11 protein-coding genes are annotated in these 13,537 nt (G+C 57.3%); 7 read left to right on the top strand and 4 right to left on the bottom strand.

Features of this window, described 5'->3' with window-relative positions; translation table 11 throughout:
- Window positions 1–67 precede the first annotated feature (67 nt).
- The gene (locus ABV589_RS12480; RefSeq protein ID WP_367086028.1) at window positions 68–1,012 is read right to left on the bottom strand and encodes a choline ABC transporter substrate-binding protein; all 945 of its coding nucleotides are present in this window, start codon (window positions 1,010–1,012) and stop codon (window positions 68–70) included.
- Between the two features lie 191 nt (window positions 1,013–1,203).
- Between ABV589_RS12480 and ABV589_RS12475 the strand changes: the two genes are divergently transcribed.
- Both ABV589_RS12475 and ABV589_RS12470 read left to right on the top strand, forming a co-directional pair.
- Window positions 1,204–2,163, top strand: a complete 960-nt coding sequence (locus ABV589_RS12475) for a GlxA family transcriptional regulator (protein WP_367086027.1) — start codon at window positions 1,204–1,206, stop codon at window positions 2,161–2,163.
- A 119-nt stretch (window positions 2,164–2,282) separates the two neighbouring features.
- Entirely contained in the window at window positions 2,283–4,076 is a 1,794-nt protein-coding gene (locus tag ABV589_RS12470; RefSeq protein ID WP_367086026.1) for an AIPR family protein, read from the top strand.
- Window positions 4,077–4,097: 21 nt separating this feature from the next.
- Here ABV589_RS12470 and ABV589_RS12465 read toward each other — a convergent pair whose 3' ends face one another.
- The 3 genes from ABV589_RS12465 to ABV589_RS12455 form a co-directional block, all read right to left on the bottom strand.
- Window positions 4,098–4,520 carry a DUF3010 family protein gene (locus ABV589_RS12465; RefSeq protein ID WP_367086025.1) on the bottom strand — a complete coding sequence of 141 codons (423 nt, stop codon included), beginning with the start codon at window positions 4,518–4,520 and terminating at the stop codon, window positions 4,098–4,100.
- Between the two features lie 76 nt (window positions 4,521–4,596).
- Entirely contained in the window at window positions 4,597–5,616 is a 1,020-nt protein-coding gene (locus ABV589_RS12460; protein ID WP_367086024.1) for a hypothetical protein, read from the bottom strand.
- A gap of 65 nt (window positions 5,617–5,681) precedes the next feature.
- Window positions 5,682–6,083 (bottom strand): lysozyme inhibitor LprI family protein, encoded by a 402-nt coding sequence (locus tag ABV589_RS12455; RefSeq protein ID WP_367086023.1) that lies wholly within the window; start codon window positions 6,081–6,083, stop codon window positions 5,682–5,684.
- 234 nt (window positions 6,084–6,317) lie between these two features.
- Here ABV589_RS12455 and ABV589_RS12450 point away from each other — a divergent pair, with 234 nt between their 5' ends.
- From ABV589_RS12450 to ABV589_RS12430, 5 genes are all read left to right on the top strand, one after another.
- Window positions 6,318–7,295 carry a dipeptidase gene (locus ABV589_RS12450; RefSeq protein WP_007962626.1) on the top strand — a complete coding sequence of 326 codons (978 nt, stop codon included), beginning with the start codon at window positions 6,318–6,320 and terminating at the stop codon, window positions 7,293–7,295.
- 106 nt (window positions 7,296–7,401) lie between these two features.
- Entirely contained in the window at window positions 7,402–7,935 is a 534-nt protein-coding gene (locus ABV589_RS12445) for a DUF5943 domain-containing protein (RefSeq protein ID WP_108589013.1), read from the top strand.
- A gap of 152 nt (window positions 7,936–8,087) precedes the next feature.
- Window positions 8,088–10,148: a dimethylglycine demethylation protein DgcA gene (gene dgcA, locus ABV589_RS12440; protein ID WP_367086022.1), complete on the top strand. Its 2,061-nt coding sequence runs from the start codon at window positions 8,088–8,090 to the stop codon at window positions 10,146–10,148.
- 210 nt (window positions 10,149–10,358) lie between these two features.
- On the top strand, window positions 10,359–12,308 hold the full coding sequence (gene dgcB, locus ABV589_RS12435) for a dimethylglycine demethylation protein DgcB (RefSeq protein ID WP_367086021.1): 1,950 nt from the start codon (window positions 10,359–10,361) through the stop codon (window positions 12,306–12,308).
- On the top strand, window positions 12,308–13,528 hold the full coding sequence (locus ABV589_RS12430) for an electron transfer flavoprotein subunit alpha/FixB family protein (protein ID WP_367086019.1): 1,221 nt from the start codon (window positions 12,308–12,310) through the stop codon (window positions 13,526–13,528). Before dgcB ends, ABV589_RS12430 begins: the two co-directional genes overlap by 1 nt.
- Window positions 13,529–13,537: the final 9 nt, after the last annotated feature.

The raw sequence follows: 13,537 nt of genomic DNA, 5'->3' as shown, positions 1-13,537 counted from the left end.
TTCCTTCAGGCGTGATGGGTCTGTCCGCAGCCCTTTTCGGGGCTGCGAAGCGTTTATTCGGGGTGATTTATTTGCTGGTCAGTTGCAGATTTTCAGCGGCCGGTTTGCCGTCGAAAGTGGTCACACCGTCAAGCCAGCGCTGCTTGTCTTCGGGGTGATCCTTGAGCCACTGTTTGGCCGACTCGAAGGCATCCTTGTGGTCGAGCAGCGGTTGCATCATCCGGCTCTCGTCTTCGGCGGTGAACGTTAGGTTGCTCAGCAGGCGGCCGATGTTCGGGCACTGTTCGGCGTACTTCGGCGCGGTGACGGTCCACACCGTGGCCATGCCTTCGTTCGGGCCGAGGGCGTCGTCGCTGCCGGTGAGATAAGTCATCTTGACGTTGACGTTCATCGGGTGCGGCGCCCAGCCGAAAAACACCACGGCTTCCTTGCGGCGTACGGCGCGGTCGACGGCGGCGAGCATTCCGGCTTCGCTGGACTCGACCAGCTGGAATTTGCCGAGGCCGAACTGGTTCTTGGCGATCATCGCCTTGATCTGTGTATTGGCGCCCGAACCCGGTTCGATGCCGTAGATCTTGCCGCCCAGTTCCTTCTCGAACTTGGCGATGTCGGCGAAGGTTTTCAGGCCCTTGTCCGCCAGATAGGTCGGCACGGCCAAAGTCGCGCGGGCGTCCTTCAGGCTCGGCGCCGGCAGGACCTTGACCTGATTGGCGTCGACGAACGGGGTGATGGTCTGGGTCATCAGCGGGTTCCAGTAACCGAGGAACAGATCCAGCCGCTGATCGCGGATCCCGGCGAAGATGATCTGCTGGGAGGCGCTGGTTTGTTTGGTGCTGTAGCCGAGGCCGTCGAGCAGGACCTGGGTCATGGCACTGGTGGCGATCACGTCGGTCCAGTTGACCACGCCCATGCGCACGTTCTGGCACGAGGCGGGTTCGGCCGCCATGACGCTGGCGCTCAGGAAAGCGGTACCGCTGAGTGCAAGAACACAGCTGCTGATCAGTCGTTTCATGTCGGGTTCCTCGGCAGGTCGTTATTGTGAGTTCCGGCATCTGGCGTGCCGGTGATGCAAAGTTACGCAGCAACGGCCCCGTGAAAGCGCACTGCGGCGACTGGCATTTGCACTGTAGCGACCTGTGCGCTTGAACGCTGATGACAATCGGCGTATCAACGATCCACGCTACCCGCTAACCGAGTGCGCACATGTCCCAGGATTTCTACTTTCTGCTGATGCCGGGGTTTTCCGCCATCGGCTTTATCTCCGCGATCGAACCGCTGCGGGTGGCCAACCGCTTTCGTGGCGAGCTGTACCGCTGGCACGTGCTAAGCGCCGATGGCGGGGCGGTGCTGGCGAGCAATGGCATGTCGGTCAACGCCGACGCGGCGCTGGAGCCGCTGAAGAAAGGCGCGACGCTGTTGGTGGTGGCCGGGTTCGAACCGCTGAAGTTCGCCACGCCAACCCTTGAGCACTGGCTGCGACGGCTGGACAACGAAGGCGTGACCCTCGGCGCCATCGACACCGGCAGTTTCGTCCTCGCCGAAGCCGGCCTGCTCGACGGCCATCGCCTGACCCTGCACTGGGAGGCCATCGATGCGTTCAAGGAATCTTATCCACAGCTCAGCGTGACCCAGGAACTGTTCGAAATCGATCGGCGGCGCATCACCTCGGCGGGCGGTACGGCGTCCATCGATTTGATGCTCGACCTGATCGCCCAGGCCCATGGCCCGCAACTGGCGATTCAGGTCAGCGAGCAGTTCGTATTGGGGCGGATCCGACCGCGCAAGGACCACCAGCGCATGGAAGTCGCCACGCGCTACGGCATCAGCAACAAGAAACTGGTGCAGGTGATTGGCGAGATGGAGCAACACAGCGAGCCACCGCTGACCACGCTGCAACTGGCGGAATCGATCAAGGTGACGCGGCGGCAACTGGAGCGCTTGTTTCGGCTGCACCTGAACGATACGCCGAGCAATTTTTATCTGCGCCTGCGATTGGAGAAGGCCCGGCAGCTGTTGCGCCAGACCGATATGAGCGTGCTCGAAGTGAGCATCGCCTGCGGCTTTGAATCGCCGTCGTATTTCACCCGCAGCTACCGGGCGAAATTTGCCCGGTGCCCCCGCGAAGACCGGCGTGCGACGTCAGAGCGAACTCGTATTATTTGATTTTGCTGATGTCGATACGAGTGAGTTCTTCTGATAGACAAGGAATAGAGCTAGACTGAATAGTGGCTTTTGGCTACTGTTTGCGATTTCATGAGCCGGTACTTGTAAAGGGACGTTCTATGCATCGCGTAGTAGCAGCACATTTGAATGATTTTACGACTAGGTATGGAAAATACGATGACGTCTCGAAAAATTTCGAAGCGTTTGTAAACTTTGCCATTTTCAGAACCATGTGTGCGGACTCCGTTGATCCCAAGGAACTTGTATACGAGGGCGATGATCCAGGGATCGACGGAATAATGATGTTTGTCGACGATGTGTATGTTTCCTCGGTTGAGGAAGTCGATGACGTATTTAATGCGCGTAGGCGCGATGCGGAAGTTACAGTTATTTTTGTACAGGCAAAGACTTCCGAGTCTTGGTCAAAGTCGGAGATAAATACTTTTCAGTCTGCGATTCTGGATTTTCTATCGGAGGATCCAGAATACCCTCATAGTGAATATGTCAACACCTGTCGGGAAGTGTTTGAGTCTATACTTTCTCATGTCGGAAAAATGCGCGATGGCAAGCCCAATGCACATTGCTATTTTGCGACTACTGCGAGGTCTTCAGAAGATAGGGAGATTCTAGCGGCCCAAAAAGCATTGAAGAGTTCTTTGGGTAATACCGGGTACTTTAATCATGTCGACGTGACTCTTTCAAACAGAGATACCATAGTTGAAATGTGGGGTGCGGCAGAGGGGCAAGTAGAGGCAACATTGCCTATTCTTGGACAGGCGGCATTTCCAAAGGCTCCCGGAATAGATGAGGGGTATGTAGTAACTGTTAAAGCCGTTGATTTTATAAAACAGATTCTTGCAGATAAAAATGATCGACTGCGGCAGCGAATTTTTGACGATAATGTAAGGGACTTTATCGGAGTTGACGGTGAGGTAAATACTGAGATTTCAGATACTCTGAAGGACTCAATAAAACAGAAGCGTTTCGGGGTTCTGAACAATGGCATCACAATCATATCTCCAGATATCCGCATTGCTGGGTTGGAAATTTTTCTCAAGGACTTTCAGATAGTAAATGGTTGTCAAACATCAAATATTCTTTTTGAGCATCGTGATCTTGTAACTGATGATGCAATATTGATGCTGAAGATAGTTGAAACTTCAGATCCTTCTGTGGTTGACGATATTGTCAGATCAACAAATCGCCAAGCCAAAGTGGAGGAGAGTCAGTTTCTTGCTACGTTGGATTCTATCAAGGCGTTGGAACGGTATTTTGATGCTCGTGGGGCAGATGAAGAATACCGCTTGTATCTGGAGCGCAGAAAAAATCAGTTTGCTGGCCAGGATAATGTCAAAGCCATCAGGGTGTTTGATATAAAAGAAATTGCACGCTGTGTGGCGGCAATGTTTCTAGATAAGCCAGATATTGCTAGCAGGTACCCTAATAGGCTCACAGGCGAGATGAAGGCTTTAGTCTTTGATCGTAGCTATCATGAAGAGATTTATCATGTGGCAGCCTACACTCTTTATAGAGTCAAACTGCTGCTGGGTAATGGTAAGATTGAAGCCAAATACGGAAAGCTGAGATGGCATATTATTATGGCTATCAAATACTATGTCTGCGGTCCTACTATCCCTCAATTGAATTCGAAGAAAATTAAGCAAATTTGTGCAAGTATTGAAGCGTTTGTTAGTCTAAATGACGAGTCAACGGTCTCTGCGATCAAAGCACTTTGCTCGGAAATCGTTGATGTAGAAGAAGTGACACGAGATAAGTTGAAGGGGGCGAGCCTGGCAGTCGATGTGAAATCCAAAGCTCTCAAGTGCAGGCCCACTTCAGTTAAAAAAGGAAAAAGTGTTGACGGCGCAGCAGAAGGTCTTCAGCAAGAGCTATTCAAGGCAATTGCTGATTAAAATGCTTGCACTTGGTTTTATTTAATTGGTATGCCTTATGATGCAAGTGCAAGCAACCTTGTAAGCTTCATGTTGGTATTTGTTCAACGTCCCGGGCAGCTCGTAATTGTGCTTCTTGGCCTGGGCGTTGATCGTCTGCGGCGACAGTAGCGTCACCTCGCAGTCGTCCAGCAACTGAAACACGGCCTCGATCTTGAACGTGGTCGGCCCGCCGGCAAACTCGCCCTTCTTGCTGCGCTTCTTGATCGCGATGCGATCGATGCAGTTCTCACGCACGAACGACGCGACCTTCGCGGCGAACAATTTGACGTTGGCCGCCTCGTCGTCATCGTCCAGCGCGATTTTCCTGGTGCTCAGAGCGACATGGCTCAGCACGGAACTGTCAAGGGACGCCACCGCGATGATCGCTTCACTGCCTTTGATTTCGATACCGCAGATGTTCATGTGAATCCCTTTAGATGAAGATGCCAGGCACCGCGAAAATTATGAAAATGAACCCAGGTATGAAAGTTGTGTGAGATCACCATTGGAAAAGTGAATCCCAACGTTTTTGTGCACGGCTTTTATCATATCCAATAATGTCTTGTTCAAGCTTTCCTACAGAAGGGGGTAGATTTCCTTCCGCTAATAGGGACTCGTGTAGAAATAGAATGGACGCTGAAAACTTTCCTTTACATGCATTTGTAAATCCGCGTCGTTTTGATTTTGGCATGCATAAGTAGGTGTGAGCGACAAATCTTCTTATATGGTTTTCCGTGTTTTTATTTGCGATTTCGAGATTGTTCCATGAACTATGAGTCAAGCTGTTTCTGACAGCTCTTAAATGATTCAGACCATCGAGTGTGGTTGGGGATAAGGTTCCAGCTTTATTCAGGGCATCAATTTTATTGGATAGTGACGGGAATGAACCCTGCCTAATCGTCAATAAAATATTTTTTTGTTGAATAATTGAATCTAGAACGCCTTCGATTAAGAGTGTGCTTGAGTTTGCCGTCTTTAGTGCATCGTTTTTATGAACAATACCGCCAGCTCGAGTCAAGGACTCCAAGTCTATTCCATGAGTAGTCAGGGGTTTTTCAGAAGTTTCTGCCAGTATAAAAATAGCATCAGTCGAAATGCTTTCTAACTGTTGGATGTAGCTCTTAAGAATTTCAGTTATTTTTGAGTGTGCTTGGAGAAAGTCTTTTTGAATGAATAGTATTTTGGGGGAGTTTACTATTCTTTTGAGGCTGACGAGCGAGAGGCTTGGTAAACGAGTGCTCTTACCTTCATGTCCTTCAACTTCCAGTCTCTCGAGCGTTAAATATTTTTTGTGCAGGAAAAAACTGATGATCTTAAGGAACGCTTTGGTCTTCGTCTCGTCTAGGGTCAAGATCGGCGTTTTATCTACACAAACGAAAGAGTATGTTTTTAGAGTCGCTGGGATTAGGCTAAGGCTGTCTGCGGATTTTGCGTGGCTCAGCAGTCGATCTATTCGATCCGTCTCACTAATTCCGGATTGATGAAAGAGTGCGTCTTCGAGAATATCTTCCTGTTCCATTTTTATTCAATCGCTCCTGAAAATAGTAAAGTCACCGCTTACAACGATATACGGAATAAGGAGACTCACTCCTGCCCAATCGACTCCAAAAACTCCGACCGTTCGTCACTCATCCGCGCCACACAATCATTCTGCGCAATCTTGAACGCCTTGCTGCCTTCGGTGGCCGGGAACGCTTCTACCGCGCAATCGGCGTCGCGGGTTTTCAGCCATTGTTGCTGGGCGGTTTTGAGTTTGGCGGTGATGTCGGCCAGTTGCGCGGCGTTTTTGCCGTAGGTGGCCTGCATGCGTTCGTTGAGGCTGGCGTAGTTGTCCTTGAGCAGGTCTTCGGCGGTGGTGCGGCTGTAGGTCGAGCATTCCAGGGTCTGGACGTCGTTTTCCACCGCGTCGCACGGGTTGTTGTCGGTGTCTTCGGCGGCGTGTACGCCGGTCGCCATCAGTGCCAAAGCCAGGAAGATCGATTTCATGGTTGTCGCCGCTCTAATCCAGTGGTGTATCCAAGATGCGCCAGATTCTGGCTCAAGCTGGCGGGCTTGAACAGGTGGCTGATCGGAGCGCCTGGCGACCCTTTGTCGCGGATTGACGCTTTCGGCAATTCCCCTGTCGTTTTTGCACCCGGTCGCCCCGGCACCGAGGCATATGCTGGCCCCAAAGCGCCGGCAGACGATTCGGCGCATGAATCGCCAATAAGGGGACGCCTGATGAGCCCAGCCGAATTACACGCCGACAGCATCGTTATCGACGGTCTGATCATTGCCAAATGGAACCGCGAGCTGTTCGAAGACATGCGCAAGGGCGGTCTGACGGCGGCCAACTGCACCGTGTCGGTGTGGGAAGGCTTTCAGGCGACCGTGAACAATATTGCCGCCAGCCAGAAGCTGATCCGCGAAAACAGCGACCTGGTGATGCCGGTGCGCACCACCGCCGACATCCGTCGCGCCAAGGAGCAGGGCAAGACCGGCATCCTCTTTGGCTTCCAGAATGCCCACGCGTTTGAAGACCAGATCGGCTATGTCGAGGTGTTCAAGCAGCTCGGCGTCGGCATCGTGCAGATGTGCTACAACACCCAGAACCTGGTCGGCACCGGTTGCTACGAGCGTGACGGCGGCCTGTCGGGTTTCGGTCGCGAAATAGTCGCCGAGATGAACCGCGTCGGCGTCATGTGCGACCTGTCCCACGTCGGTTCCAAGACATCCGAAGAAGTCATCCTCGAATCGAAAAAACCGGTCTGCTATTCCCACTGCCTGCCGTCGGGTCTCAAAGAGCACCCGCGCAACAAGTCCGATGCTGAACTGAAGTTCATTGCTGACCACGGCGGTTTTGTCGGCGTGACCATGTTCGCGCCATTCCTCGCCAAGGGCATCGATTCGACCATCGACGATTACGCCGAAGCCATTGAATACACCATGAACATCGTCGGCGAAGACGCCATCGGCATCGGCACCGACTTCACCCAGGGTCACGGCCAGGACTTCTTCGAATACCTAACCCACGACAAGGGCTACGCCCGTCGTCTGACCAGCTTCGGCAAGATCATCAACCCGCTGGGCATCCGCACCGTCGGCGAATTCCCGAACCTGACCGAAACCCTGCTCAAGCGCGGCCATTCCGAGCGTGTGGTGCGCAAGATCATGGGCGAGAACTGGGTCAACGTCCTCAAAGACGTCTGGGGCGAGTAACGCTTACTCAAGACCGCCGCCGATCTGCCCCCTCTCCCTCGGGGAGAGGGCTGGGGTGAGGGCAGCGGCCAACACTGAATCTAAATTTTTCTGGAGTTAAGTTTCCATGGCCAAGATCGCCCCGCAATTGCCAATCGAAGTCGACAGCGAAACCGGTGTCTGGACCTCCGACGCCCTGCCGATGCTCTACGTGCCACGCCACTTTTTCGTCAATAACCACATGGGCATCGAGGAAGTGCTGGGCGCCGACGCCTATGCCGAGATTCTCTACAAGGCCGGCTACAAGTCCGCTTGGCACTGGTGCGAAAAAGAAGCCGAATGCCACGGCCTGGAAGGCGTCGCGGTGTTCGAGCACTACATGAAACGTCTGTCGCAACGCGGCTGGGGCCTGTTCAAGATTCAGGACATCGACCTCGACAAAGGCACCGCCAGCGTCAAGCTCGAACACTCGGCGTTCGTCTACGTCTACGGCAAGGTCGGGCGCAAGGTCGACTACATGTTCACCGGCTGGTTTGCCGGCGCCATGGACCAGATCCTCGCCGCTCGCGGCAGCAAGATTCGTACGGTTGCCGAGCAAGTCTACGGTGGCTCCGAAGAAGGCCACGACGACGGCCTGTTCACCGTCAAACCTAAACAATAAGCAAATCGTTGAAAAAACGTAGCGAGCGAAGGCCAGGCAAGGCGAAGTCAGGCGAGAAAGCGGAGTTGACTTTAGTCAATGAGCATTTCGAGTCTGACTTCAACGCAGCATGGTCGAGCGCAGTAGTTTTTTAACGATTTGAGGAGACCGCCATGGCTTTCGAAGCTATGTTCCAGCCGATCCAGATCGGCAAACTGACCATCCGCAACCGCGTGCTCAGCACCGCGCACGCTGAGGTCTACGCGACTGACGGTGGCATGACCACCGAGCGCTACGTCAAATACTACGAAGAGAAAGCCAAGGGCGGCATCGGCCTGGCGATCTGCGGCGGTTCGTCGGTGGTCGCCATCGACAGCCCGCAGCAATGGTGGAGTTCGGTCAACCTGTCCACCGACCGGATCATCCCGCACTTCCAGAATCTCGCCGACGCCATGCACAAGCACGGCGCCAAGATCATGATCCAGATTACCCACATGGGCCGCCGCTCACGTTGGGACGGTTTTCACTGGCCGACCCTGATGTCGCCGTCGGGCATCCGTGAACCGGTGCACCGTGCGACCTGCAAGACCATCGAGCCGGAAGAGATCTGGCGGGTGATCGGCAACTACGCGCAAGCTGCGCGCCGCGCCAAGGCCGGTGGCCTGGACGGTGTCGAGCTGTCCGCCGTGCACCAGCACATGATCGACCAGTTCTGGAGCCCGCGGGTCAACAAGCGAACTGACGAATGGGGCGGCACCTTCGAAGGCCGGATGAAGTTTGGTCTGGAAGTGCTGAAAGCCGTACGCGCCGAGGTCGGTGACGACTTCTGCGTCGGCATGCGCATCTGCGGTGACGAGTTCCACCCGGACGGTCTGTCCCACGAGGACATGAAGCAGATCGCCAAGTATTACGACGACACCGGCATGCTCGATTTCATCGGCGTGGTCGGCTCGGGTTGCGACACCCACAACACCCTGGCCAACGTGATTCCGAACATGAGTTATCCGCCGGAGCCGTTCCTGCACCTGGCGGCCGGGATCAAGGAAGTGGTCAAGGTGCCGGTGCTGCACGCGCAGAACATCAAGGACCCGAACCAGGCTACGCGCATCCTTGAGGGTGGTTATGTCGACATGGTCGGCATGACCCGCGCGCACATCGCCGACCCGCACCTGATCGCCAAGATCAAGATGGGCCAGATCGACCAGATCAAACAGTGCGTCGGTGCCAACTATTGCATCGACCGTCAGTATCAAGGTCTGGACGTGCTGTGCATCCAGAACGCCGCGACCTCCCGTGAATACATGGGCGTGCCGCACATCATCGAAAAGTCCACCGGGCCGAAACGCAAGGTTGTGATCGTCGGTGCCGGGCCAGCCGGGATGGAAGCAGCACGCGTCTCAGCCGAACGTGGCCACGACGTGACCCTGTTCGAGAAGAAAGAATTCATCGGCGGGCAGATCACCACCGCCTCGAAAGCGCCGCAGCGTGACCAGATCGCCGGGATCACCCGCTGGTTCCAGCTGGAGCTGGCGCGGCTGAAAGTCGACCTGCGTCTGGGCACTGCGGCCGATGCGGCAACCATCCTCGATCTGCGTCCGGACGTGGTGGTGCTGGCGGTCGGTGGGCATCCATTCCTTGAGCAGAACGAACACTGGGGCGCCGCCGAAGGGTTGGTGGTCAGCAGCTGGGACGTGCTCGACGGCAAGGTCGCGCCGGGCAAGAACGTGCTGGTCTACGACACCATTTGCGAGTTCACCGGGATGTCGGTCGCCGACTTCCTCGCCGACAAGGGCAGCCAGGTCGAGATTGTCACCGACGACATCAAGCCGGGCGTGGCCATTGGCGGCACCTCATTCCCGACCTACTACCGCAGCATGTACCCCAAAGAAGTGATCATGACCGGCGACATGATGCTGGAGAAGGTCTACCGCGAAGGCGACAAGCTGGTGGCGGTGCTGGAGAACGAATACACCGGCGCCAAAGAGGAGCGGGTGGTCGATCAGGTGGTGGTGGAAAACGGCGTGCGTCCGGACGAGGAAATCTACTACGCGCTCAAAGAGGGTTCGCGCAACAAGGGCCAGATCGACGTGGAAGCGCTGTTCGCGATCCAGCCGCAACCTTCGCTGAGCAGCACCGGCGACGGCTACTTGCTGTTCCGCATCGGCGACTGCGTGGCGCAGCGCAATACCCACGCTGCGATCTACGACGCCCTGCGGCTCTGCAAGGATTTCTAACGGCATGACCACCATCACCTGTGGCGAGGGAGCTTGCTCCCGCTGGGCTGCGAAGCGGCCCCAAAACCTGTAGTCGCGGTGTATCAGGCATATACCGGCGACTGTATTGGGAGCGCTGCGCACTCCAGCGGGAGCAAGCTCCCTCGCCACAAGTAGGTGCGTTGTTCTCAGCAGCGCGCAAATGACCCCGAGGTCTTTGGGAGCTTCACCATGTTGAACACCCTTCTTCCAATCCTGTTGTTCGCAGCCCTGGCCCTTGCGGTGCTGGGCGCGTTGCGGCGGGTGGCCATGTGGCGTCGGGGCCGGGCCTCGAAGGTCGATCTGCTCGGCGGCCTGTTGGCCATGCCCAAGCGTTACATGGTCGACTTGCACCACGTGGTGGCGCGGGACAAATACATCGCCAACACGCACGTCGCCACGGCCGGCGGTGCGGTGGCGTCGATCGTGCTGGCGATTCTGGTGCACGGTTTCGGCCTGCATAACCGCATCCTCGGCTATGCGCTGCTGTTGATGACGGCAGTGATGTTCGTCGGCGCGATCTTCGTTTACCGGCGCCGGCTCAACCCGCCGGCACGGTTGTCGAAAGGCCCGTGGATGCGCCTGCCGAAAAGCCTGCTGGCGTTCTCCGCGTCGTTCTTTCTGGTGACCCTGCCGGTGGCGGGAATCCTCCCGGAGAACTTCGGCGGCTGGCTGCTGGCGGCGATTCTCGGGCTCGGCGTTTTGTGGGGCGTGTCGGAGTTGTTCTTCGGCATGACCTGGGGCGGGCCAATGAAGCACGCCTTCGCCGGTGCCCTGCACCTGGCCTGGCACCGCCGCGCCGAGCGCTTTGGCGGCGGTCGTTCCACCGGTTTGAAACCGCTGGATCTGAATGATCCAAGCGCGCCGCTAGGCGTGGAAAAACCCAAGGATTTCACCTGGAACCAGTTGCTCGGTTTCGACGCCTGCGTGCAGTGCGGCAAGTGCGAAGCGGCGTGCCCGGCCTTCGCTGCCGGCCAGCCGCTGAACCCGAAAAAGCTGATTCAGGACATGGTCGTCGGTCTCGCTGGCGGTACCGATGCCAACTTTGCCGGCAGCCCGTATCCGGGCAAGCCCATTGGTGAACACAGTGGCAATCCGCATCAACCGATCGTCAACGGTCTGGTCGATGCCGAAACCCTGTGGTCGTGCACCACTTGTCGCGCCTGCGTCGAGGAATGCCCGATGATGATCGAGCACGTCGACGCCATCGTCGACATGCGCCGCCACCTGACTCTGGAAAAAGGCGCGACCCCGAACAAGGGCGCCGAAGTCCTGGAAAACCTGATCGCCACCGATAACCCGGGCGGTTTCGCCCCGGGCGGGCGGATGAACTGGGCGGCGGATCTGAACCTCAATCTGCTCAGCGAGAAGAAGTCCACCGACGTGCTGTTCTGGGTCGGCGACGGTGCCTTCGACATGCGCAACCAGCGCACCTTGCGTGCGTTCGTCAAAGTGCTGAAGGCCGCCAAAATCGACTTCGCCGTACTCGGCCTGGAAGAGCGCGACAGCGGCGACGTGGCGCGGCGTTTGGGCGACGAAGCGACCTTCCAGCTGCTCGCCAAACGCAACATCCATACCCTGGCCAAATACAACTTCAACCGCATCGTCACCTGCGATCCGCACAGTTTCCATGTGTTGAAGAACGAGTACGGCGCGTTCGATGGCAACTACCTGGTGCAGCACCACAGCACCTACATGGCGGAAATCATTCAGGCCGGTGCGCTCAATCTCGGTCAGCACAAAGGCAACAGCGTGACCTACCACGACCCGTGCTACCTCGGCCGTTACAACGGCGAATACGAGGCGCCGCGTGAAGTGCTGCGCGCCCTCGGCATCGAGGTCAAAGAGATGCAACGTTCCGGCTTCCGTTCGCGCTGCTGCGGCGGCGGTGGCGGTGCGCCGATCACCGACATTCCCGGCAAGCAGCGAATCCCCGACATGCGCATGGATGACATCCGCGAGACCGGCGCCGAGTTGGTAGCAGTAGGTTGTCCACAGTGCACGGCGATGCTCGAGGGCGTGGTCGAACCGCGTCCGCTGATCAAGGACATCGCCGAACTGGTGGCCGACGCGCTGCTCGAAGACGCCGCGCCGAACAAGCCGACTGCACCGGCCAAACGTGAACCTGCGGAGGCCCACTGATGAGCGACATTATCCGCCGCGACCCGCGCGCCGAATGGATTGCGCGTAACCGTCTGCATCCGCTGCACGCGGCCATGCAACCGGCGCAACACAGCTGGATGGGCCCCAATGGTGTCATCCGCAAGAACCTGCACGGCATCGGTTTCATCGGCCCCAACGGCATCAAGCGTATCGACCGCAGCGGCGCGCAACAGGGCGGGGCGGTCAAACGCTCGGCCACGGTTGAAGTGCAGTTGCCGCTGCATCAGGTACCGGCCCCGGCGTTCTACATCAGCGTGGTGCCGGACATGGTCGGCGGTCGCCTGAGCAGCCACGACCGCGACTTGCTCGGCCTGGCTCATCAACTGGCCGGCAACGACGGCGCGGTGCTGGCGGTGGTGTTTGGCGAGCACAAAGAGAGCGCCTTCGCCACGGCCGGCGTCGATCGCTTGCTGGTACTGGAGGGCGACCAATTCAGTGGTTATGCACCGGAGCAACGGGTGCAGGGCCTGCGGGCTGTGGATAACCAGTTCAACCCGCGTCACTGGCTGCTGCCGGACAGCCGCAGTGGTGGCGGCGAACTCGGTCGGCGCTTTGCTGCCGCACTGGGTGAACGCCCGGCGACACGGGTGTGGCAGGTCAAGGGTCAGGAGTGCATCGGCCGCGCCGGTGCCGGGCTACAGGATCTGGCCCGCCCGGTGGCGCGGTTGATTCTGGCGTCTGCCGAATGTGCGGAACCGGTCAGCGAAACCCGTCATGAGGCACTGCCGGTTGAGTTATCCACACCTGTCGTGCGCAGCCTGTCGCGGATCGAGGATCTTGGCGCGGTAGCGGTGGACCCGGCAGCGATTCCGATGGCCGAAGCCGAGTTCATCTTCTCCGGTGGCAACGGGGTCAAGGATTGGGAGCTTTTCCACAGGACCGCCGCCGCCCTTGGCGCCACCGAAGGCGCTTCGCGGGTGGCGGTGGACGATGGCTTCATGGCCCGCGATCGACAGGTCGGCGCGTCTGGCACCTGGGTTACCGCGCGGGTTTACGTGGCCGTGGGGATTTCCGGGGCGATCCAGCACCTGCAAGGCATCGGTGCCTGCGACAAGGTGGTGGCGATCAACCTCGATCCGGGTTGCGACATGATCAAGCGTGCCGACCTGTCGGTGATCGGCGAAAGCGCGGAAATTCTTCAGGCGTTGATCGCGGCGGTAGCGGCTTACCGCAACGAAGCCAAGCGCGATGCGGCTTAAGGAACGGTT

This window comes from Pseudomonas sp. HOU2, from assembly GCF_040729435.1.
Classification (GTDB): Bacteria; Pseudomonadota; Gammaproteobacteria; order Pseudomonadales; family Pseudomonadaceae; genus Aquipseudomonas.
The sequence above is the reverse complement of the archived record's forward strand: the minus strand, read 5'-3'. Positions and strand labels throughout refer to the sequence as shown.

Excerpts from the sequence above, each read along its gene's own strand:
- ABV589_RS12480 (WP_367086028.1), bottom strand. The coding sequence starts at position 1,012 with ATGAAACGACTGATCAGCAGCTGTGTTCTTGCACTCAGCGGTACCGCT.
- ABV589_RS12475 (WP_367086027.1), top strand. The coding sequence starts at position 1,204 with ATGTCCCAGGATTTCTACTTTCTGCTGATGCCGGGGTTTTCCGCCATC.
- ABV589_RS12470 (WP_367086026.1), top strand. The coding sequence starts at position 2,283 with ATGCATCGCGTAGTAGCAGCACATTTGAATGATTTTACGACTAGGTAT.
- ABV589_RS12465 (WP_367086025.1), bottom strand. The coding sequence starts at position 4,520 with ATGAACATCTGCGGTATCGAAATCAAAGGCAGTGAAGCGATCATCGCG.
- ABV589_RS12460 (WP_367086024.1), bottom strand. The coding sequence starts at position 5,616 with ATGGAACAGGAAGATATTCTCGAAGACGCACTCTTTCATCAATCCGGA.
- ABV589_RS12455 (WP_367086023.1), bottom strand. The coding sequence starts at position 6,083 with ATGAAATCGATCTTCCTGGCTTTGGCACTGATGGCGACCGGCGTACAC.
- ABV589_RS12450 (WP_007962626.1), top strand. The coding sequence starts at position 6,318 with ATGAGCCCAGCCGAATTACACGCCGACAGCATCGTTATCGACGGTCTG.
- ABV589_RS12445 (WP_108589013.1), top strand. The coding sequence starts at position 7,402 with ATGGCCAAGATCGCCCCGCAATTGCCAATCGAAGTCGACAGCGAAACC.
- dgcA (WP_367086022.1), top strand. The coding sequence starts at position 8,088 with ATGGCTTTCGAAGCTATGTTCCAGCCGATCCAGATCGGCAAACTGACC.
- dgcB (WP_367086021.1), top strand. The coding sequence starts at position 10,359 with ATGTTGAACACCCTTCTTCCAATCCTGTTGTTCGCAGCCCTGGCCCTT.
- ABV589_RS12430 (WP_367086019.1), top strand. The coding sequence starts at position 12,308 with ATGAGCGACATTATCCGCCGCGACCCGCGCGCCGAATGGATTGCGCGT.